Below are 20,067 nucleotides of genomic sequence, written 5' to 3'. Positions count from 1 at the left end.
GGGATGCGGCAGTCGGGGTGACTTCTTTGGGTCCTTTCTTGTTCACACAAGAAAGGACCTCGCGGCGCGCTCGCGAGAGAGCGCAACACCCCCGGCGGCAGCCAAAACCGCCGACTCTGCAGCGCCAGCTCAAGGCCCGCGGCAGCGATCAAGCACAGGCAGTAGCCCGAAGCGCCGCGGCAGCGGTCGGGTAGCAGCTCCTGTTCGCTTGCAAGCAAGCTCCTGCAGCCGTTGCCCGGTGCCGGGGCCGGGTGCCGGCACCGGGCGGCGAGCGCCGCGCCGGCGTTACATCGCCCGGATGCGTTCGCGCTGCGCGGCGAGTTGCTCGCGGGTGGCCTGCATCTCGGCGACGCGGTCGCGCTCCTTCTGCACCACCTCGGCCGGGGCGCGGTCGACGAAGCTCTCGTTGGACAGGCGCTTCTCGCTCTGCTCGAGGTTCTTGTCGAGCTTGGCGATCTCCTTGTCCAGCCGCGCCAGTTCGGCGTCCTTGTCGATCAGGCCGGCCAGCGGGATCAGCAGCTGCATCTCGTCGACCAGGGCCATGGCGGATTCCGGTGCCTCGTCGGTGGCGTCCAGCCAGGTGACCTCCTCGGGTTTGCCGAGGAACTCCAGCAGCGCGTGGTGGCGCTGGTAACGCTCCCGGTCGGTCTCGCTCCAGTTCTTCACCAGCACCGGCAGCGGCTTGCCCGGGGCGATGTCCATCTCCGCACGGATGCGGCGCAGCCCGGTCACGAAGTCCTTGACCCAGTCGAGTTCGGCGGTGGCGGTGGCATCGCGCGGGAAGCCGTCCTGCGCGGGCCAGGGGCGCTGCACCAGGAACTCGATGTCGTCGCCGATGCCGGCGTGCGGCTTCACACTGGTCCAGATCGCCTCGGTGATGAACGGGATCACCGGGTGCAGCAGGCGCAGCAGGGCCTCGAGCACGCTGACGAGCGTATTGCGCGTGGCACGCTTGACCGCCTCCGGCGTGGCCTCGTCGTTCAGCACCGGCTTGGTCAGCTCCAGATACCAGTCGCAGTAGTCGTGCCAGGTGAACTCGTAGAGCGTCTGCGCGGCGAGGTCGAAGCGGTAGGCGTCGAGCTGCTGCGTGGCGGTCGCGGCGGTGGCTGCCAGGCGGTCGAGGATCCAGCGATCGGCCAGGGTGCGGTGTTCCGCGGTGTCGTCCGCGGCCGAGCAGTCGTGGCCCTCGACGTTCATCAGCACGAAGCGCGAGGCGTTCCACAGCTTGTTGCAGAAGTTGCGGTAGCCCTCGATGCGGCCAAGGTCGAACTTGATGTCGCGCCCGGTGGTGGCCAGTGCCGCCAGGGTAAAGCGCAGGGCATCGGTTCCGAACGCGGGGAAGCCGTCGGGGAAGGCCTTGCGCGTGGTCTTCTCGATCTTTTTCGCCATCTGCGGCTGCATCAGCCCCTGGGTGCGCTTGGCCACCAGGTCGTCGGCGCTGATGCCGTCAATGAGATCAATCGGGTCGATCACGTTGCCCTTGGACTTGGACATCTTCTGGCCTTCCGAGTCGCGGATCAGGCCGGTGACGTAGACCTCGCGGAAGGGCACGTCGCCCATGAAGTGCTCGCCCATCATGATCATGCGGGCGACCCAGAAGAAGATGATGTCGAAGCCGGTGACCAGCACGCTGGTCGGGTAGAAGTCCTTGAGCTCCTGCGTCTGCTCCGGCCAGCCGAGGGTGGAGAATGGCCACAGCGCCGAACTGAACCAGGTGTCCAGCACGTCCTCGTCCTGTTCCAGCGCCACCTCGGTGCCCAGGCCGTGCTTCTCGCGCACCTCGGCCTCGGAACGCCCGACGTACACGTTGCCATCGCCGTCGTACCAGGCGGGGATGCGGTGGCCCCACCAGATCTGGCGCGAGATGCACCAGTCCTCGATGTTGCGCATCCACTCGAAGTAGGTCTTCGACCAGTTCTCCGGCACGAAGCGGATGCGGCCGTCCTCCACCGCCTTGATGGCCGGCTCGGCCAGCGGGCCGGCCTTCACGTACCACTGGTCGGTCAGGTAGGGCTCGACCACGGTGCCGGAGCGGTCGCCGCGCGGGACCATCAGGCGGTGGTCCTCGGTCTTTTCCAGCAGGCCGAGGTGATCCAGATCGGCCACCACGCGCTTGCGGGCCTCATAGCGGTCCAGTCCGCGGTAGGCCTCGGGCACGTTGTCGTTCATGCACGCGTCGATGGTCAGGATGTTGATCACCGGCAGGTCGTGACGCTGGCCCATCGCGTAGTCGTTGAAGTCGTGCCCCGGGGTGATCTTCACGCAGCCGGAGCCGAACTCGGACTCGACGTAGTCGTCGGCGATGATCGGGATCTCGCGCCCGACCAGCGGCAGGCGGATGGTCTTGCCGATCAGGTGGCGGTAGCGCTCGTCCTCCGGGTGCACCGCGACGGCGGTGTCGCCCAGCATGGTCTCCGGGCGCGTGGTGGCCACGGTCAGGTGCCCGGAGCCGTCGGCCAGCGGATAGCGGAAGTGCCACAGGTGGCCGTTTTCCTCTTCCGACAGCACCTCCAGGTCGGACAGCGCGGTGTGCAGCACCGGGTCCCAGTTGACCAGGCGCTTGCCGCGGTAGATCAGGCCCTCGTCAAACAGGCGCACGAAGACCTCGAGCACCGCCTCGGACGGCCCTTCGTCCATGGTGAAGCGCTCGCGCGACCAGTCCACCGAATCGCCCAGCCGGCGCATCTGGCGGGTGATGGTGCCGCCGGATTCGTTCTTCCAGTCCCAGACCGCACGGACGAATTCTTCGCGCCCGAGATCGTGGCGGGTCTTTTCCTGCGCCGCCAGCTGGCGCTCGACCACCATCTGCGTGGCGATCCCGGCATGGTCGGTACCGCCCTGCCACAGGGTGCGGTCGCCGTGCATGCGCCGGTAGCGGATCAGGGTGTCCATCAGCGTGTGCTGGAACGCATGCCCCATGTGCAGCGTGCCGGTCACGTTCGGCGGCGGCAGCAGGATGCAGTAGTTGGCCTCGCCCGTCTCCGGCGGCGCGAAGATGTTCGCGGCCTCCCAGCGTTCGTACTGGGCCTGTTCGATGCTCTTGGGGTCGAAGCTCTTGTCCATGGTCGGGCCGGGCTCGGGGTGTGGATGGCAAAGCCGCGCATTATAACGAGGGATGCAGATTCTGGCCCGTCCCGCAATCAAAAGGGCCCCGCGCGCCAGGGTGGCGTGCGGGGCCCCGTTGTATCGGGGCATTCCGGTGCCCCGTGAGCGGGTTGCGGGATCAGCCGCTGACCCAGGCGTCGCACCAGCCGCCGGCGGCGACGTTGACGCCCTGGAAATCGGCGTGATGGCATCCGCCGTTGCCGTCCCAGAAGGCGCAGTTGTCGCAGCGCTCGCCCTCGGAGTAGTCCGGGTGATCGGCGTTGGCGGCATCCGCCACGTAGTTGTGGGCGTGTCCGTCCTCGGCCATGGGATTGGCCGTGGCCACGGACATGCCGGCCATGCTCACGACCGGGATGGCGGCGACGGCCGCGGAGGCGCGGCGGAGAAAGGTACGGCGGCTGATATCGGTCTTGTCGGACATGGTTCCGACCTCCTTGCTGGTAGTTTTCTTGTGACGGGCATCTCTGCGGATGCCGTCGCTACCTTGCATCCATTGTCCGCGTGAGTTCTACGTGAATGGATCACATTTCCACTCGAATCGAAGGGATTCATGATCCAGCTCAAGGGGTGGGTGCAGAAAAGGACGCCGCCCGCCGGCGGCGCTCACAGGGCGTGGTGTTCCAGCGGATAGCCGCGGTCGCGGAAGTAGCGCCAGCGGGCGCGACCGGCGGCGCGGCCGGCGTCGTCGCCGCCGACGATGTCGGCCACGCGCTCGAAACGGCCGCAGTATTCGGGGACCTCGGCGGCCAGGTTGACCAGCACGTCGCAGTGGGTGGTCGGGGCACGGGAGTCGTGCAGGGTCACCGGCACGTCGGCGGCGTCCACCTCGGTGGCGTGGGGCAGGAAGGCGGTGTCACGGAAGGTCCAGAGCCATTCGTCCAGGCTCTGTGTCAGGGCCGGGTCCCCGGTGTGGACGTGGACCCGGTGGCCCTGGCGCGAGGCCTTTTCGGCCAGCTTGCAGGCCAGCCGCAGGCGCGCGTCAGGCTGCGGATCCTGCAGCAGGTAGAAGGTGACCCGGGTCATGTGCCGGCGAGCCTCAGGCCTGGTCCAGCAGATACTGCATCAGCATCGGGACCGGGCGGCCGGTCGCGCCCTTTTCCTTGCCGCTCTTCCAGGCCACCCCGGCGATGTCGACGTGCGCCCAGGTGTAGTCCTCGGTGTAGCGCGAGAGGAAGCAGCCGGCGGTGATGGTGCCCGCCGGGCGGCCGCCGATGTTGGCCATGTCGGCGAAGTTGCTCTTGAGCTGTTCCTGGTACTCCGGCCACAGCGGGAGTTGCCAGCCGCGGTCGCCGGTTTCCTCGCCGGCCTGCTGCAGCTGCCGGACCAGACGGTCGTCGTTGCCCAGCAGCGCGGCTCCCTGGTGGCCCAGGGCGATGATGCAGGCGCCGGTGAGGGTGGCGATGTCGATCACCGCCTTTGGCTTGTAGCGCTCCACCCAGGTCAGGGCGTCGGCCAGCACCAGACGGCCCTCGGCGTCGGTATTCAGGATCTCGACGGTCTGCCCGGACAGGGTGTGGATGATGTCGCCGGGGCGGGTGGCGCGGCCGTCCGGCATGTTCTCCGCGCTGGTGACCACGCCGACCACGTTGATCGGCAGGCCCAGTTCGCATACCGCCTCGATCACCCCGAACACGCTGGCGGCGCCGCACATGTCGTATTTCATCTCGTCCATCTCGGCGCCCGGCTTCAGCGAGATGCCGCCGGTGTCAAAGGTGATGCCCTTGCCGACGAACACCACCGGGGCATCGTCCTTGTTGCCGCCGCGGTATTCCATCGCAATCAGGCGCGGCGGGCGCTCGGACCCTTGACCGACGGCGAGGATGGCGCCGGCACCCAGGGCCTCCAGTTCGTGTTCGTCGAGCACGGTGGTCTCGAGACGGTCATACTGTTCGGCGAGCCGGCAGGCGGTGTCGGCGAGGGATTCGGGATAGCAGACGTTGGGCGGGGTGTTGCCGAGGTCCTTCGCCCGGTTCATGCCGGTGACGATGGCCGCGGCCTCGCTGCAGGCCTTCTTCGCCGCATCGGCGCGGCTGCGGTCCACGGCAAACTGGACCTTCTCGAGCTTGACGGGGCGGGTCTCTTCCTTGCCCTTGAACTCGAAGAAGCGATAGGCGGCGTCGCCGATGGCGGTGATCAGGGTGCGCACGGTCCAGGCGATGTCCTTGCCGCGCGGGACGAAGTCCTCCACCGCGATCACCGCGCTGTCGGCCGGGCGCTCCACCAGCGCGGCAGCGAGGGTCTGGCAGGCCTTGCGCGCAGCGCGGGCGTCGTAGTCCTTCTTCGCGCCCAGGCCGATCAGCAGCGCGGAACCCTTGCGTCCGGCGCCGGGCACCAGCAGGCGCGAGCCGGCGTCGCCGTCCATCTCGCCGGCCTTGAACAGGGCCGCGAGGTCGCCGTCGCGGGCCTCATCCAGGACCCGCGCGCCCGGGGCCGGCTTGCGCCGGTGGCTGACGGCGGCGGCGCGGATCCCGGCGCGGGGTTTGTCGACGGCGGAGGTGGTGACGGAGAATTGCATGGGCGCCTCGCGGGATGAAATGAATGTTTTCCAGTGATACTACCAGCGCGCCGCCGGGGCGCACTACGCACACCGGCGACGTGGATACGGGCCGCGCATGATCCTGCGCCGGGCCGAGCGCTTCGTTGCGCGCGAACTCCTGGTGACCCAGGCGGCGGTCACCGTGGTGCTGCTGCTGGTGATCGTCGGCGGGGTGCTCGCGCGGGTGCTGCAGGACGTGGCCGAGGGCAGCGTGCCGGCGGATTTCCTGCCGGCACTGGTGGGCTTCGGCGCGTTCAAGGGCATCGTCTACCTGTGGCCGGTGGCGCTGTTTCTGGGGTTCATGCTGGTGCTGGGCCGCATGCAGCGCGACAGCGAACTGATCGCGCTGCAGTCGGGCGGGATGTCGTTCGCCGCGCTTTATCGTGCCCTGTTCCTGGTCGCCGGACCGGCGGCGATCCTGCTGGCGGCGCTGATGAACACCGTGGTGCCCTGGACCGAGGGCGAGGTGGACCGCATGCGCGATCTCGCCGACCAGCGCTCGGATCTGGTGGGGATCGCGCCGGGGCAGTTCCTGGAGTCGCGCGTGGGGGATCAGGTGTTCTTCGCCGAACGCCTGAGCGATGACCGCGAGGCGCTGGAGGAGGTCTTCATCTACCGCGAGGTGGACGGCGAGGCGCAGGTCACGGTGGCCGCGCGTGCGATCCCCGATCCCGGTGCCGAGGGCAGCGGCTTCCTGGTGCTGGAGGACGGCTACCGCTACGTCGGCACCCCGGGCAGCGGGGCCTTCCGCATGCTGGAATTCGAACGCCTGCGCACGCAGATCACCGAGCCCGACCCGGGCGCCGAGCGGCGCAGCCTGGAGGCGCACTCCACGCCGGAGCTGTGGGCCGAGCGGGACGACCACGAGGTGCGTGCGGAGCTGGAGTGGCGCTTCGCCATGCCGCTGTCGATCGTGGTCCTGACGCTGATCGCCCTGCCGCTGTCGCTGGTGCCGCCGCGCAGCGGGCGCTACGCGCGCATCCCCGCGGCGATCGGGGTGTACGTGCTGTATGCCAACTTCCTGATCCTGGGGCAGGGGCAGCTGGCGGACGGCCAGGTGCCCGTGGCCGTGGGGCTGTGGTGGGCGCACGGCGCGATGCTCGTGCTGTGGCTGCTGCTGGCCTGGCGCAAGGGCCTGCTGCGTCGGCCGCGCCGGGGTGCGGGCCCGCCGGCGGGGGAGCCGGCATGACCACGATCCTGGGGCGCTACATCATCCGCCAGGTGCTGCTGGGGACCGCGCTGGCGGCGCTGCTGCTGGTTGCGCTGGATGCGGTGTTCGCGCTGATCGACGAGCTGCGGGACATCGGCCGCGGCGATTACGGCGTGGCGCAGGCGCTGATGTACGTGGCCCTGACGCTGCCGCGGCGGATGTACGAGATGATGCCGCCGGCAGCGCTGCTCGGTGGTCTCCTGCTGCTGGGCAACCTCGCGGCGGGCAGCGAGCTGACGGCCATGCGCGCCGCCGGGATGACCGTCGGGCGGTTCGTCGGCTGGGTCATGCAGGGCGGGCTGATCGTGGTGCTGGCGATGGTCGCGATCGGCGAGTTCGTCGCGCCGGTGGCGGAGAACCGCGCGCAGAACCTCAAGGCGACCGCCTTCGACCGCGAACTGAGCGTTGGCTCGATGGGGCTGTGGGCGCGCGACGGGCGGCGCATCGTGCATGCCGAGGCCGTGCTGCCGGATGACCGGCTGGCGGGCGTGCGCGTGATCGAACTGGGCGAGGACCGGCGCCCGCGGGTGATCACCCGGGCCGCGGGTGCGCGTTACACGGACGGCGAGTGGTGGCTGGAGGACGTGGAACGCTCGCGCCCGGATTTCGACGGGGTAGTGACGGAACATGTCGAGGAGGAACGCGTGGAGCGTCTGATCGCCCCGGAGTACTTCTCGGTGCTGGTGGTGGAACCCGCGCAGATGGGAGCGCGCGACCTGCATCGTTACATCCAGTACCTGCAGGAAAACCGTCTGGATTCGGCGCCCTACGAGGTGGCCTTCTGGCAGCGCCTGACCCTGCCGGCCTCGACCTGGGTGATGCTGCTGCTGGCGATCCCGTTCCTGTTCGGGTCGCAGCGCGAAGGCGGGGCCGGGCGTCGGCTGTTCGTGGGGATCGCGATCGGGGTGTCGTTCGCGATCGTGATGCGGGCGATGACCCATGTCGGACTGGTGTTCGCGCTGCCGCCGGTGCTGGCGGCCAGTGTGCCGGTGCTGCTGTTCCTGGTGGCGGGGCTGCTGGGGCTGCGGCGCGTGGCATGATGTGACGCGGATTATCGACGACGGGAGAACGACGCAATGAGAGCAGGCGGAAGACCGTCCCGGACCGGGCGCGCGGGGCAACTCCTGTGGCTGCTGCTGGTAGCCGGCATGCTGGCCGCCTGTGGCAGCCCGGGGCCCACCGATCTCGATCCGCTGCCGCGCTCGGCCACGGTGCTGGTGTTCGGGGACAGTGTGACCCACGGAACCGGCGCCGGTGATGGCGAGGACTTTCCGACGCGTCTGGAGGCGATCACCGGCTGGGCCGTCATCAACGACGGTGTGCCCGGCGATCGGGCGGATACCGCACGCGGGCGCATCGAGGACAGCCTGGTCGAACATGAACCGGATCTGGTCATCCTCGAGCTCGGCGGCAACGACTTCCTGCGCGGGCGCCAGCCGGCGGACGTGAAGGAGGATCTGCGGGTACTGATCGGATACGTGCGCGACCACGGGGCGCAGCCGCTGCTGATCGGCGTGCCCGAGGCCTCGGCCCTGGGGGCCGCTACCGGGCGGCTCAGTGACGACGCGATCTATCGCGAGCTGGCGCGCGAGGAGGACGTGCCACTGATCGAGGGGGTGCTGGCCGGGGTGCTGAACGACGCGGATCTGCGTGCGGACCGCATCCACCCGAACGCGGACGGCTATGCACGCATGGCCGAGGAGATCGCCGACGGGCTGATGGAGGTCGGGCTGTGGCTGGGACGCCGAGCCCCGTGAGCGGATGACGGGGCGCGGGTGACCGCGCGCGATCAGCCGCCCCCGGAGTCCCGTTCTTCCTGGTTTTCCTTCCAGCGCGGACGCTTGAGCGGCCGCGTGCGCATCAGCACGGTGGAGGACAGCCAGTCGTGCAGCATCCAGCGCTGCGGGTGCAGGGCGCTGGCGCCCAGGGCGAGAACGCCCAGGGCGGTCATCAGCGCGGTCATCCAGTCGCCGTGCTCGCGCGCCAGATGGATCGCCATCAGGATGATCATCCACTGCGAGATCCCCACCAGAAAACGCAGCGTGGCCTGCCAGGAGGTGATCCGGCTGCCATCCTCGCTGCGCACCACCAGGTTCCAGGTCTGCATCCCGAGGGTCTGTCCGGTCCGGCGCCAGAAGCCGTAGAAAAAGGCCCAGGCGGCGAAGATGTTGAGGGTGAGCTGGACCTGCCAGAAGAACACGTCCAGCAGGTTCCACAACGGCAGGGTCACCAGCCCCAGCACCAGCCAGATGGCCAGCACCAGCAGGCTGTCGTAGAGCAGTGCGCCGAAGCGCAGCAGCAGGCCGACGGGGCGGGAGTCGCGTTCGGGAGCGGGGATGTCGTTCATGGGGTCTCGCTGGTCACTGCGCGGAAGATTGCGTAGTCTTGCGGTATGTCGCGACGGTTTCAACGTATCCCGCTCGAATTTCCGGCCCGGCTCGAGCTGGATGGCCGGACATGCCCGGTGCGCGTGCTCGACATCTCGTTGCGTGGAGTGCTGGTGGAATGCGAGGGGCTCGAACCGCTCGCCCCGGGCACGCCCGGTCAGGTGGACATCCCGCTCAGTGACGAGGCCCGCATCGCGTTCGAGGGCAAGGTGCGCTGGCAGCAGGGCGAGCGGCTGGGGCTGGAGATCGCCGCCATGCCGCTGGAATCCGCCGGGCACCTGCGGCGCCTGGTGGAGCTGAACCTGGGCGACGAGGCACTGCTGGAGCGTGAGTTCGCCGCCATGGTCGCCGAGCCGCCGGGCGAGGATGACCCGGGCAGTTGATCCCGGGCCCTGATCCCGGGCCCTGAACCCGGGGGGCTCAGTAGAGCTCGCTGAACGGCAGTACCTCCACCCACTCCCCGGCGCGTGCGCCGTCCGCCTCCCGCGGCAGTACCACGAAGGCATTCGCCCGGCTCATCGCGCTCAGCTGATGCGATCCCTGTCCCCCGGCGCTGCGCACCACGTCCACGCCGTCCTCGGTCTCCACGATCGCCCGCTGATAATCCGTGCGCCCCGGCCGCTTGCGCAGATCCTCGCACAGCCGTGCGCGCAGGGTGCGCGGTTCGCCCACCGGCAGGCCAGCCAGACTGCGCAGCGCCGGGCCGACGAACAGGCCGAACGTCGCCATCGCCGAGACCGGGTTGCCCGGCAGCCCGATGAACCGCGCCTGGCCGAAGCGGCCGAAGGCCAGCGGACGCCCGGGCTTCATCGCGATCTTCCAGAAGCCGACCTCGCCGCGCTCCTGCAGGATGCGGGTGATGTAGTCGGCATCACCCACCGAGACCCCGCCCGTGGTCAGGATCAGATCGGCCTCGCGGCCCGCGGATTCCAGGGCCTCGCGCACGGCGTCCTCGTCGTCGGGAATGACGCCGTAGTCGCGGGCCTTGACCGCGTAGCGCGACAGCAGGGAACGCAGCATGTGCCGGTTGCTGTCGTGGATCTGCCCGGGTTCCAGCGGTTCGTCCACCGGCACCAGCTCGTCGCCCGTGGAGAAGAACACCACGCGCGGCTTGCGCAGGACCTCGACCTCACTGATGCCCTGGCTGGCGAGCACCCCGATCTCGGCCGGGCCCAGGACCTGTCCGGCAGGGTAGAGCCGCTCGCCGCTGCGGGTATCCTCGCCGGGACCGCGGATGTTCGCGTCCTCGGGGGCCGGGCGGTCGAACTGCACCATGTCGCCATCCACCGTCACGTGCTCCTGCATGACGACGGTGTCGGCTTCGTCCGGGACCACGGCCCCGGTCATGATGCGCACGCACCCGCCGGGTGGCAGCGGTTCGTCCCACGGGTGCCCGGCGGCCGCCTGGCCGACCCGGCGCAGGCGCGAGCCGGCCTCGCGGGCATCGGCGGCGCGCAGGGCGTAGCCGTCCATCGCCGAGACCCGGGCCGGAGGGACGTCCAGCCGGGCATGCACGTCCGCGGCGAGAACCCGTCCGGTGGCCGTCTCCAGACTGCGCGTGCGCGTCTCGGCAACCGCCCGGCAGGCCTCCAGCACGGCGGCGCGCGCCTGTTCCACGGTGAGGGCGGTGGGGTCGAATTCGTCACAGGCGGCCGCGTTCATCCGGTTCCTCCGTTGTCATCTGTCAGCCGTTCAATAACGGGTAAAGGGAAAGGTGTTCGATGATGAAGTCCGCCACCGGCGAGGGGTCGTCCAGCGGCAGCACCGGGCCATGGAAGGGCAGCCCGCCGGCGTCGGTGGCCACTGCGACCACCCCCGGTGTGTCGGGGTACAGCGGTGGCTTGTCGTTGGCCTTGCGGTAGACCTCGATGCGCGGCAGGTCGGCGTTCTTGAAGCCCTCCACCAGGATCAGGTCCGAGCGCGCCGGATCCAGTTTCGCGCACAGGGCGTCGAGGTCGGGGGTCGCCCCTTCCTCGATCTCGGGCGTCTCCACCATCAGGGCGAAGCGCCGGGACGAGGCCACCAGGGTCTGGTCGGCCCCCGAGTGACGCAGCTCGTAGCTGTCCTTGCCCGGCTTGTCCACGTCGAACTCGTGGTGGGCATGCTTGATCACGGCGGGGCGCAGGCCGCGGTTGCGCAGCTCCGGAATCAGCTGCTTCAGCAGTGTGGTCTTGCCCGAGCCGCTCCAGGCGGCAAAGCCGATGCGCGGCAGCGTGTTGTCCGGGTGGCTCATGACGGTTCCTCTCCCTGGTGGCGACGGCCCGGTGTGGTACCGGTCGTCGGGGAGTGTAAGGAATCGGCCGCCAATCTACACGCCGGTTGCGGGGCGCAGTAAGTTCCCGGGGTCACCGCGGGGCGAGATCTTCGGGGGTGTTGAGGTTGGCGAAGGCCTCGGGGCAATCGGAGAAGTCGGCGGTCACGGCGCCGTGTTCGCGCAGCCAGGCGCCGGCGGGCAGGGGGCCCGCCGCGATCGCGGCGCGCAGGGCGGGCACCAGTCCGGCACCCAGCAGCAGGAACAGCGGCTGCAGGCGCCGGCCGTCGTGGGCCATCGCCGCGGGGGCGGCGTGTTCGGCCCGCGCCGCCTGCAGGCGGGGGCCGAGGTCGTGCGGGGCGCTCGGGGCATCCACGGGGACGCACAGCAGGTCGCGGCCGGGTCGGGCGGCACCGACCGCGGCAATGCCGGCCAGCGGGCCGCGGTAATCGGGATGTTCGTCGGCGACACAGGGAAACCCCAGCCGCGCGCAACGGTCCATTTCGGTATTAGTGCTGACGACGATGCCATCGACCTGTCCCTGCAGACGCTCGACGGCATGTTCGATCAGCGGCCGGCCCCGGTATTCGAGCCACGCCTTGTTGCAGCCGCCCATGCGCCGGCCCTGACCGCCGGCGAGGATGACCCCCAGCGGCGGGCGCTCCGGGGCGGCGGGTGGAGTCTGGCGGGAGTCCTGCGGCATGGGCGTTCGTTTGCGCAATGGCCTATGTTGTAGGGTGCAGGATGCGTGGCCGACACGATACGAGGACGACAGCGATCCATGATCCGATTCCGTAACCAACGCGGTGCCGCGGCCCGCTGGCTCCTGTGGCTGGCGCTGCTGGTGGTCGGCACGGCCGGCGCGCTGCTGGCCAGCGCCGATAACGGTGGCGACCGCGAAGCCGTGCTCCTGACCGTGGACGGGGCCATCGGTCCGGCGACCGTAGATTACATCACGCGCGGGATCGATGCCGCCGAGGAGCGCGGTGCCGAGATGGTCGTGCTGCAGCTGGATACCCCGGGCGGGCTGGACTCCAGCATGCGCAGCATCATCAAGCACATGCTGCAGTCCGAAGTGCCGGTGGTGACCTATGTGCACCCCGCCGGCGCGCGGGCCGCCAGTGCCGGAACCTACATGCTCTACGGCTCGCATGTCGCGGCGATGACGCCGGCGACCAATCTGGGCTCGGCAACCCCCGTGCAGATGGGCGGGGGCGGCCTGCCCGGCATGGACGAGGAAGACCTGGACGAGCTGCGCGAGGAAGCGGAAGACGAGGCCGAAGCCGAGAACGGGAGCGGGAACGGGAACGGCGGCGAGGAGCGGGACAACGGCGAGGACGCCGTCGAGCCGGCCACCGAGGAAGAGCTGCTGGACGACGACCCCGAGCCCCGCCGCGGGGACGATGCGATGGAGCGCAAGGTGCTGGAGGACGCGGTGTCCTACATCCGCGGTCTGGCCGAGCGCTACGACCGCAATGCCGACTGGGCCGAGGAGACGGTGCGCGAGGGCTCCAACCTGACCGCCACCGCGGCGCTGGAAAAGAACGTCATCGATTTCGTCGCCGACAACCTGGACGATCTGCTGGCGCAGCTCGACGGGCATACCGTGAAGCTGATGTCGGGTGAACGCGAACTGGTGACCGAGGGCATCGAGATCGTGCGCATGGATCCCGACTGGCGCACCGAGCTGCTGTCGCTGATCACCAACCCCAACATCGCCTACATCCTGATGCTGATCGGGATCTACGGCATCATCTTCGAACTGGCGAATCCGGGCGCGGTCTACCCCGGTGTGATCGGCTCCATCGCGCTGATCCTGGCGTTCTTCGCCCTGCAGGTGATGCCGATCAACTACGCCGGACTGGCGCTGATGCTGCTGGGGATGATCTTCATGATCGCCGAGGCCTTCGTGCCCAGCTTCGGCGCGCTGGGCATAGGAGGGCTCGTGGCATTCATAACCGGTTCCGTGATCCTGTGGGACGACCCCAATCTGAACGTGGCCCTGCCGCTGGTGGTCGGCACGGCCATTGCCATCGGGCTGGTGTCGGTCTGGGTGCTGGGGCGGCTGTTCAAGCTGCGCGGCAAGAAGCCGGCCACCGGCCATGAAGAAATGATCGGCATGCTCGGCCACGCCCGCGAAGACTTCGAGGTGCGCGGCCCGGTGTGGGTGCACAGCGAGTTGTGGACCGCCGAGACCACCGCGCCGGTACGCGAGGGGCAGGCCGTGCGGGTGACCGCGATCGACGGCCTGCGCCTGACCGTGGAGCCGGTGGAACAGGACGAGCGGGCCGCGGGCAGCGGCCCGGCGTAGCGCGGGCCGCCCCCGCGCGGCCGGCACATGAAGCAAGCCGCCGATTCGGCGGGAAGGAGCGCAACATGCTGAACGATTTCGGTTTTATCGTCGTACCGCTGGTGATCATCATCGCCCTGATCGCGATGTCGATCCGTGTCCTGCGCGAGTACGAACGTGGCGTCGTGTTCTTTCTCGGGCGCTTCCAGTCGGTCAAGGGGCCGGGCCTGATCATCGTGATCCCCGGGATCCAGCAGATGGTGCGCATCGACCTGCGCGTGATCACGCTGGACGTCCCGAGCCAGGACGTGATCTCGCAGGACAACGTGACCGTGCGGGTCAACGCAGTGCTGTATTTCCGCGTGGTGGATTCGGCCAAGTCGGTGATCCAGGTCGAGGACTACTACGCCGCTACCAGCCAGCTGGCCCAGACCACTCTGCGTTCGGTGCTCGGCAAGCACGAGCTGGACGAGATGCTGTCCGAGCGCGACAAGCTGAATTCCGATATCCAGTCGATCCTCGACGCGCAGACCGACGCCTGGGGCATCAAGGTTACCAACGTCGAGATCAAGCATGTGGATCTGGATGACTCGATGATCCGCGCGATCGCCCGCCAGGCCGAGGCCGAGCGCGAACGCCGCGCCAAGGTGATCCACGCCGAGGGCGAGCTGCAGGCGGCCGAGAAGCTGGTGCAGGCCTCGCAGATCATGGAGGCCAGCCCGGCTGCGCTGCAGCTGCGCTACATGCAGACCATGTCGGACATGTCCACCAACGGGCATGCGAACACCATCTTCTTCCCGCTGCCGCTGGAGCTGACCAAGGTGTTCGAGAACCTGGCGGGCAAGTTCCGCGCGGAGAATCCCGAGAACCCGCTGAGCGCCGCCGCGGCTGCAGCGGGGATGGGGACGAAGGATTCCTCCTCCGGTTCCGGCGTGACCGGCGACACCTCCGGCGCGGAGGAGGATGCGGGCGGGGCATCCGATACCGGCCGCGGTCCGACGTCCGGGGGCCCGGCCAGCTCCTGATCGGTCCGCGGGCGTTCGTCCGGCATGGCGACGGAGACGCCGGAGACGGCCGCGGAGCTCCCCGCGGTCCTCGACCGGTTCCTGGACGAGCTGTGGGCGGTGGAAGGCCTGGCCGACCGCACCCTGGCGGCCTACCGGCGCGATCTGAGCGCGCTGGCGGGTTTCCTGGCGGCGCGGGACGGGGCACTGGAGGCCGCGACCCATGCCGACCTGCTGGCCTTTGTCGCCGCCCGCATGCAGGGCGGGGCGCGGCCGCGCTCGGTGGCCCGGGCGCTGTCCTCGATCCGCCGCTTCTATCGTTTTCTGGTACAGGCGGGCGAGCGCGAGGACGACCCCTCGGCCGGCATCGATCCACCGCGGCCCGGACGGCCCCTGCCGGCCGGGCTGTCGGAGGCGCAGGTGGAGGCGCTGCTGGCGGCGCCGGACACCGCCACGGCCGTGGGACTGCGTGACCGGGCGATGCTGGAGATGATGTACGCGGCCGGTTTGCGGGTCTCCGAACTCGTCGGGCTGGAAGGCACGGCGGTGAATACCCGGCAGGGCGTGGTGCGCATCATCGGCAAGGGCGGACGCGAGCGCCTGGTGCCGCTGGGCGAGGTGGCGACCGACTGGCTGGCGGCGTATCTCGACCGCGCGCGCCCCGAGCTGATGGCGGGGCACCCGCCGGTGGAGGCGCTGTTCGTGACCCGGCGCGGCCGCGGGCTCACGCGCCAGGCCTTCTGGTACCGCATCAAGGCGCATGCGGCGCGGGCCGGTATCGACACGGCGCTGTCGCCGCATACCCTGCGGCATGCGTTCGCCACCCACCTGCTGGACCACGGCGCCGACCTGCGGGTGGTGCAGATGCTGCTGGGCCACAGCAGCCTGTCCACGACCCAGATCTATACCCATGTGGCGCGCGCGCGGCTGCAGGCGCTGCATGCGGAACACCACCCCCGGGGTTAGCCGTCTGTCCCCCGGAAGGCAACCGGCCTACAATCCACGTTTTGATTCATCAGCGAGACCCCCATGTTCCTCAAGCGCGTTCTTCCCTTAGCGGTCGCCCTGGCGGCCGTCGGCACCACGGCCCAGGCCAGCGAGGCGATCGAGCAGGCGATGTCGCAGGCCATCCCCGATGCCGAGATCGATTCCATTCATTCCACTCCCCTCGACGGGATCAAGGAGGTCCGCTACGGCACCGAGATCTTCTACGTCAGCGAGGACGGCCGTTACGTGATGCAGGGCAGCCTGATCGACCTGCAGACCCGCGAGAACCTCACGGAGCAGGCGAAGGGCGGTGCGCGCGCCGAGCTGTTCGCAGCCATCGACGACAGCGAACTGGTGGTCTACGAACCGAACGGCGAGACCCGCGCGGTGCTGAACATCTTCACCGATCCCAACTGCCCGTACTGCCGCGACATTCACGCGGATCTGCCGGAATACCTGGAAGCCGGCGTCAAGGTGCGCTACCTGATGTTCCCGGTGCTTGGCCGCGATTCGCCGGAGATCATGAACCGTACCTGGTGCGCCGATGACCGCCAGGCGGCCATGGACCGTTCCAAGGAGGGGGACAAGCTGAGGGACCTGGACGGCGGCTGCGCCACCCCGCAGGACGAGCACATGCAGCTGGGGCAGAGCCTGGGCGTGCGCGGCACCCCGGCCCTGTTCACCGAAAACGGCGAGATGCTCGCCGGCTACGTCGAGCCGGAAGAGGTGCTGTCCCGGGTGCTGGGCGACTGACCCCATGAGCGTGGCCGCCGACGACGCCTTCTTTCTGCGCGAGGCCATCCGTCTGGCGCGGGAGTCCGTGGATGTCGGCGGCGGTCCGTTTGGCGCCCTGGTGGTGCGCGACGGCGAGATCGTCGGCCGCGGGGCGAACCGCGTGATCCCGTGGCAGGATCCCACCGCGCATGCCGAGGTGGCGGCGATCCGTGATGCCTGCCGTCATCTCGGGGATCACCGTCTCTACGGGGCGACCCTATACGTGTCCTGCGAACCCTGTCCGATGTGTCGTGCGGCGGCCTGCTGGGCCCGGCTGGACCGGGTGGTGCATGCCGCCTCGGCCGCGGATGCGGCCGCGGCCGGGTTTGACGACGAGCGGATCCGCGACGAACTGGTGGCACCCCCCGAGGCGCGCCGTCTGCCGCTGATCCGAACCCTGGCCGAGGAGGGGCGGGCGGTCTTCGACTACTGGGAACGCCACGCCAACCGCCGCTTGTACTGAATGTGCGGCGGGTCCCGGCCGGGCCCGGCCGTCGGTGCATGACGTGACGCCCGGACTGGGGCACAATCCGGGCACGGAACAGGGAGTGGGGCGGCATGGAGAAGCGTCTGCTGGAACTGTCGGTTTGTGTGGAGCCCGATCGGCGCCGGCTTGCGCGTTTCGCCCTGGACGCCGTGGTGGCCCTGGGCGGCAGCCCGTTCCGCGCCACCGCCCGTCTCGATGTCCTTCTGCACGCGCTGCGCGAGGCTGCCGCCAATGTGGAGGGCGGGCTGCAGGTGGCGCTGGTGGCCCACGGGCGAGAACTCGCCCTGTATTGGGAAGAGGCGGGGGGACGCGCGCGCCGCGAACACCTCGATCGTGTCCCCGAAGACCCCTCCGAAGCTTCGCTCGAGGCCCTGTCACAGCGCCTGCGCCGGGGTTCCGAATCCACTGATCCCGAGCTCCTGCGCCGACGCAATGCCCGCTTCGCCGCCGAACTGGAACGCGCCCGCGAGCGGGCGGCGGCCGAGATGGCCGAACTCGAGGCCGATCTGGAACGCAAGAAGGCCGAGCTCCAGCGCTCGATCCGCGAAGCCGAGACGGACAGCCTGACCGGTCTGTTCAACCGTGGCGCCTTCGATGCCCGCCTGGAAGAGTCCCTGCTGCACTGCGCCCGCCAGGATGAACCGCTGAGCCTGGTGCTGCTTGATCTCGACTTCTTCAAGCAGATGAACGATACCCACGGCCATCAGTTCGGGGATGATTACCTGCGTGGCATGGCCGATGCCATGCGTGCGGCCATTCGCGAACACGTGGACCTCCCCTGCCGCACCGGGGGCGACGAGTTCGCCATTATCGTATTCGGTGACCGCGACGCGGCAGCCGGCGTGGCGCAGCGCGTGCTCGCGGCGATGGAGGGCCGGGTCAGCATCGGCGTGGGGCAGCGGGCGGACGGTGACGCGCCGGAGGATCTGGTGGCGCGCACCGATGCGGCACTGTATCTGGCCAAGCATCGGGGGCGCGGGCAGGTCGCGACCGAACTCGAGCTCGAGGCCCCCGACGCACCGGCGGCCGCGGGCCTCGGAGCCCGCGCGTGAGCGCCGCACCGCCCGCGCGTCAGCCGTATGCCCTGCTGAGCGAGCAGGCGGCGGCGCGCGCCGGCGGGCAGGTCCTGCTGCAGTCGCGGCTGAAGACCGTGGCGCGGCGCCTGGGCTTCGGCGAGATCAAGCGCGAGCGCATGCTGCTGGTCTGCCAGGAGCTCGTGACCAACCAGGTGAAATACGCGCGCGGGACCGGACTGGTGCAGATCTGGGAGCAGCGCTCGCCGGAACCCGCGCTCGACCTGTTCGCGATGGATTTCGGTCCGGGGATCGCGGACCTGAACCAGGCCCTCGCCGACGGCCACACCACCTCGGGGACCCTGGGCAAGGGCCTGGGCACCGTGCGGCGTCTGGCCGACGCGTCCGATTTCTACAGCATCCCTGCCGCGCAGGCCGCCGGCACTCCGTGGCAGGGGACCGCCGCATGGGCGCGTTTCCGTCCCGGAGAAACCGGCGAGGACGAGGCCGGACCGAGTTTCGGGCGCTATCTGCGCGCGTTGCACGATGCCCCGCACAACGGGGATTGTGCCGGGCTGGATGTCGATCGGAGCGGGCTGCGCTGGGTCCACATGGACGGCCTGGGACACGGGATCGAGGCCGAAACCGCGGTGGCCGGACGTTGCCGGCCCGGCGCCGCGGGCGAATCGCCCGCCGACGTGCTGCGCGAGCTGAGCCGCAACCTGCGCGGCTCGCGCGGGGCGGTGGGGATTGTCGGCGAGGTCGCGGCTGCACAGCGCAGCGTTCGGGTATGCGGCGTGGGCGACATGAACGCGTGGGTCGTGAGCGAAGGTGAGCGGCGCGGCCTGGAGATGGCGCCGGGCATTCTCGGGCATGATCATCGTAGCTGCGAGGAGCTCCGGCTGGACCTCCCCCCGCATGCGCTGGTGATCACGGCCTCGGACGGTATCCGGCGCAACTGGAGCCTGGCGAGCTTTCCCGGCCTGTGGCGCCGGCATCCGCAGCTGCTGGCGCTGGTGCTGGGCCAGGTGCTGGGGCGCAGCAACGATGACAAGTCGCTGCTGGTCATCCGCCTTTGACGGCAGGTCATGGGCGGACACAACAAGAAACGAGGAGGAGTCATGACGGGGGACAACATGAATCGGGAGGACGGCGAGACCCGCAGTGCCAACGAGATCCTGGTCGAGCAGCTGATGGTCAACGTCGGCCGGATTTCCGGGGTGATCGAGGAGCGCGGGCACAACATCTTCGTGCAGGGGAACATCCTGTCGCGCGAGGAGATCAGCGACTACTCGGTGGAGTTCATGGAGCTGTTCGTGATGCTGCTGCAGCACGAGGGACGGCCGGATCGCTCCAGCGAAGAGTTCCGTGCCCTGCAGCAGTTCTTCACCACCATGTCGCAACAGATCCTGATGCGGGGCGGCGACATGGAGGAGTTCGTGCGTTATCTGCAGTTCATGCAGAACGTGATGATCGAGGATCTGGGGCGCGATGCGGAGATCACGCCCGAACAGACCCGCGAGACCCTGCTCCTGCTGGCCGGGGTGTTCAACGACATCATCCTGGACGTCTATCGGGTGTATCTGGAGCAGAAGGAAAGCACCATCGAGGCGCAGCAGGCCGAACTGCGCGAGATCTCCACGCCCATCACCGAGATCTGGGACGGCGTCCTGACGCTGCCGATCATCGGGACCCTGGATTCGTCGCGCACCATGGTGGTGATGGAAAAGCTGCTCGGGCGCATCGAGCAGGACCGGGCCCGCGTGGTGCTGATGGATGTCACCGGGGTCATGGCGATCGACTCCCAGGTCTCGCACCACCTGGTGCAGATGATCCGTGCGATCGGCCTGACGGGTGCGCGTCCGGTGCTGACCGGGATCCGGCCGGAGATTGCCCGGGCGCTCACCAGCCTCAACATCGATCTGGGCGACGTGACGACCCGCGCGACCCTGGCCGAAGGCCTGAAGGAGGCCTTCCACTGGCTGGGCGTGCGGATGGCCGACGCCCGGACCCCGGCCTGACG

Annotated in this window: 20 protein-coding genes; 12 read left to right on the top strand and 8 right to left on the bottom strand. The window is 69.3% G+C overall.

Annotated features, from left to right (window positions below; genetic code table 11):
* Positions 1-285 precede the first annotated feature (285 nt).
* The 4 genes from F620_RS0100310 to F620_RS0100295 all read right to left on the bottom strand — a co-directional run bounded on the left by F620_RS0100310 (position 286) and on the right by F620_RS0100295 (position 5,620).
* Positions 286-3,063 (bottom strand): valine--tRNA ligase, encoded by a 2,778-nt coding sequence (locus F620_RS0100310; RefSeq protein WP_019569063.1) that lies wholly within the window; start codon positions 3,061-3,063, stop codon positions 286-288.
* Between the two features lie 160 nt (positions 3,064-3,223).
* Positions 3,224-3,526: a high-potential iron-sulfur protein gene (locus F620_RS0100305; RefSeq protein ID WP_018869927.1), complete on the bottom strand. Its 303-nt coding sequence runs from the start codon at positions 3,524-3,526 to the stop codon at positions 3,224-3,226.
* 182 nt (positions 3,527-3,708) lie between these two features.
* Positions 3,709-4,128: a DNA polymerase III subunit chi gene (locus tag F620_RS0100300; RefSeq protein ID WP_019569062.1), complete on the bottom strand. Its 420-nt coding sequence runs from the start codon at positions 4,126-4,128 to the stop codon at positions 3,709-3,711.
* 13 nt (positions 4,129-4,141) lie between these two features.
* Entirely contained in the window at positions 4,142-5,620 is a 1,479-nt protein-coding gene (locus F620_RS0100295; protein ID WP_018869925.1) for a leucyl aminopeptidase, read from the bottom strand.
* A 97-nt stretch (positions 5,621-5,717) separates the two neighbouring features.
* On the opposite strand from F620_RS0100295, the gene lptF reads away from it, so the two are divergent.
* Genes lptF through F620_RS0100280 form a run of 3 tightly spaced genes read left to right on the top strand, consistent with a single transcriptional unit; the run spans position 5,718 to position 8,608 of the window.
* On the top strand, positions 5,718-6,830 hold the full coding sequence (gene lptF, locus F620_RS0100290; protein ID WP_018869924.1) for an LPS export ABC transporter permease LptF: 1,113 nt from the start codon (positions 5,718-5,720) through the stop codon (positions 6,828-6,830).
* Positions 6,827-7,891 (top strand): LPS export ABC transporter permease LptG, encoded by a 1,065-nt coding sequence (gene lptG, locus F620_RS0100285; protein ID WP_018869923.1) that lies wholly within the window; start codon positions 6,827-6,829, stop codon positions 7,889-7,891. Before lptF ends, lptG begins: the two co-directional genes overlap by 4 nt.
* Before the next feature lie 36 nt (positions 7,892-7,927).
* On the top strand, positions 7,928-8,608 hold the full coding sequence (locus F620_RS0100280) for a GDSL-type esterase/lipase family protein (RefSeq protein ID WP_038030301.1): 681 nt from the start codon (positions 7,928-7,930) through the stop codon (positions 8,606-8,608).
* A 32-nt stretch (positions 8,609-8,640) separates the two neighbouring features.
* Here F620_RS0100280 and F620_RS0100275 read toward each other — a convergent pair whose 3' ends face one another.
* Entirely contained in the window at positions 8,641-9,198 is a 558-nt protein-coding gene (locus F620_RS0100275; protein ID WP_019569060.1) for an RDD family protein, read from the bottom strand.
* Positions 9,199-9,243: 45 nt separating this feature from the next.
* Between F620_RS0100275 and F620_RS0100270 the strand changes: the two genes are divergently transcribed.
* A complete protein-coding gene (locus F620_RS0100270) occupies positions 9,244-9,621 on the top strand; it encodes a PilZ domain-containing protein (protein ID WP_018869921.1) in 378 nt (125 codons plus the stop codon).
* Positions 9,622-9,658: 37 nt separating this feature from the next.
* Here F620_RS0100270 and glp read toward each other — a convergent pair whose 3' ends face one another.
* From glp to mobA, 3 genes are all read right to left on the bottom strand, one after another.
* Positions 9,659-10,900: a gephyrin-like molybdotransferase Glp gene (gene glp, locus F620_RS0100265; RefSeq protein ID WP_019569059.1), complete on the bottom strand. Its 1,242-nt coding sequence runs from the start codon at positions 10,898-10,900 to the stop codon at positions 9,659-9,661.
* Between the two features lie 22 nt (positions 10,901-10,922).
* Positions 10,923-11,471: a molybdopterin-guanine dinucleotide biosynthesis protein B gene (gene mobB / locus F620_RS0100260; RefSeq protein WP_018869919.1), complete on the bottom strand. Its 549-nt coding sequence runs from the start codon at positions 11,469-11,471 to the stop codon at positions 10,923-10,925.
* Positions 11,472-11,583: 112 nt separating this feature from the next.
* Complete coding sequence (mobA, locus tag F620_RS0100255; RefSeq protein WP_019569058.1) at positions 11,584-12,192, bottom strand: molybdenum cofactor guanylyltransferase MobA; 609 nt, start codon at positions 12,190-12,192, stop codon at positions 11,584-11,586.
* Between the two features lie 78 nt (positions 12,193-12,270).
* Here mobA and F620_RS0100250 point away from each other — a divergent pair, with 78 nt between their 5' ends.
* The 8 genes from F620_RS0100250 (at position 12,271) to F620_RS0100215 (ending at position 20,065) form a co-directional block, all read left to right on the top strand.
* Positions 12,271-13,800, top strand: a complete 1,530-nt coding sequence (locus F620_RS0100250) for a nodulation protein NfeD (protein WP_019569057.1) — start codon at positions 12,271-12,273, stop codon at positions 13,798-13,800.
* A gap of 68 nt (positions 13,801-13,868) precedes the next feature.
* On the top strand, positions 13,869-14,804 hold the full coding sequence (locus F620_RS0100245; RefSeq protein WP_231364966.1) for a slipin family protein: 936 nt from the start codon (positions 13,869-13,871) through the stop codon (positions 14,802-14,804).
* 24 nt (positions 14,805-14,828) lie between these two features.
* A complete protein-coding gene (gene xerD / locus F620_RS0100240) occupies positions 14,829-15,749 on the top strand; it encodes a site-specific tyrosine recombinase XerD (RefSeq protein WP_019569056.1) in 921 nt (306 codons plus the stop codon).
* A 63-nt stretch (positions 15,750-15,812) separates the two neighbouring features.
* A complete protein-coding gene (locus F620_RS0100235; RefSeq protein ID WP_019569055.1) occupies positions 15,813-16,523 on the top strand; it encodes a DsbC family protein in 711 nt (236 codons plus the stop codon).
* Positions 16,524-16,527: 4 nt separating this feature from the next.
* On the top strand, positions 16,528-17,007 hold the full coding sequence (locus F620_RS0100230; RefSeq protein WP_018869913.1) for a nucleoside deaminase: 480 nt from the start codon (positions 16,528-16,530) through the stop codon (positions 17,005-17,007).
* A 95-nt stretch (positions 17,008-17,102) separates the two neighbouring features.
* Positions 17,103-18,083, top strand: coding sequence for a diguanylate cyclase (locus F620_RS0100225; RefSeq protein ID WP_019021161.1), 981 nt, complete (start codon positions 17,103-17,105; stop codon positions 18,081-18,083).
* A complete protein-coding gene (locus tag F620_RS0100220; RefSeq protein ID WP_019569054.1) occupies positions 18,080-19,123 on the top strand; it encodes a SpoIIE family protein phosphatase in 1,044 nt (347 codons plus the stop codon). The genes F620_RS0100225 and F620_RS0100220 overlap by 4 nt, the downstream gene beginning before the upstream one ends.
* A gap of 42 nt (positions 19,124-19,165) precedes the next feature.
* A complete protein-coding gene (locus F620_RS0100215) occupies positions 19,166-20,065 on the top strand; it encodes an STAS domain-containing protein (protein ID WP_019569053.1) in 900 nt (299 codons plus the stop codon).
* The last annotated feature ends 2 nt before the right edge of the window (positions 20,066-20,067 follow it).

It is taken from the genome of Thioalkalivibrio sp. ALE11, from assembly GCF_000381205.1.
Classification (GTDB): Bacteria; Pseudomonadota; Gammaproteobacteria; order Ectothiorhodospirales; family Ectothiorhodospiraceae; genus Thioalkalivibrio.
Note: the sequence above shows the minus strand (reverse complement) of the source record. Positions and strands in the feature narration are given on the sequence as shown.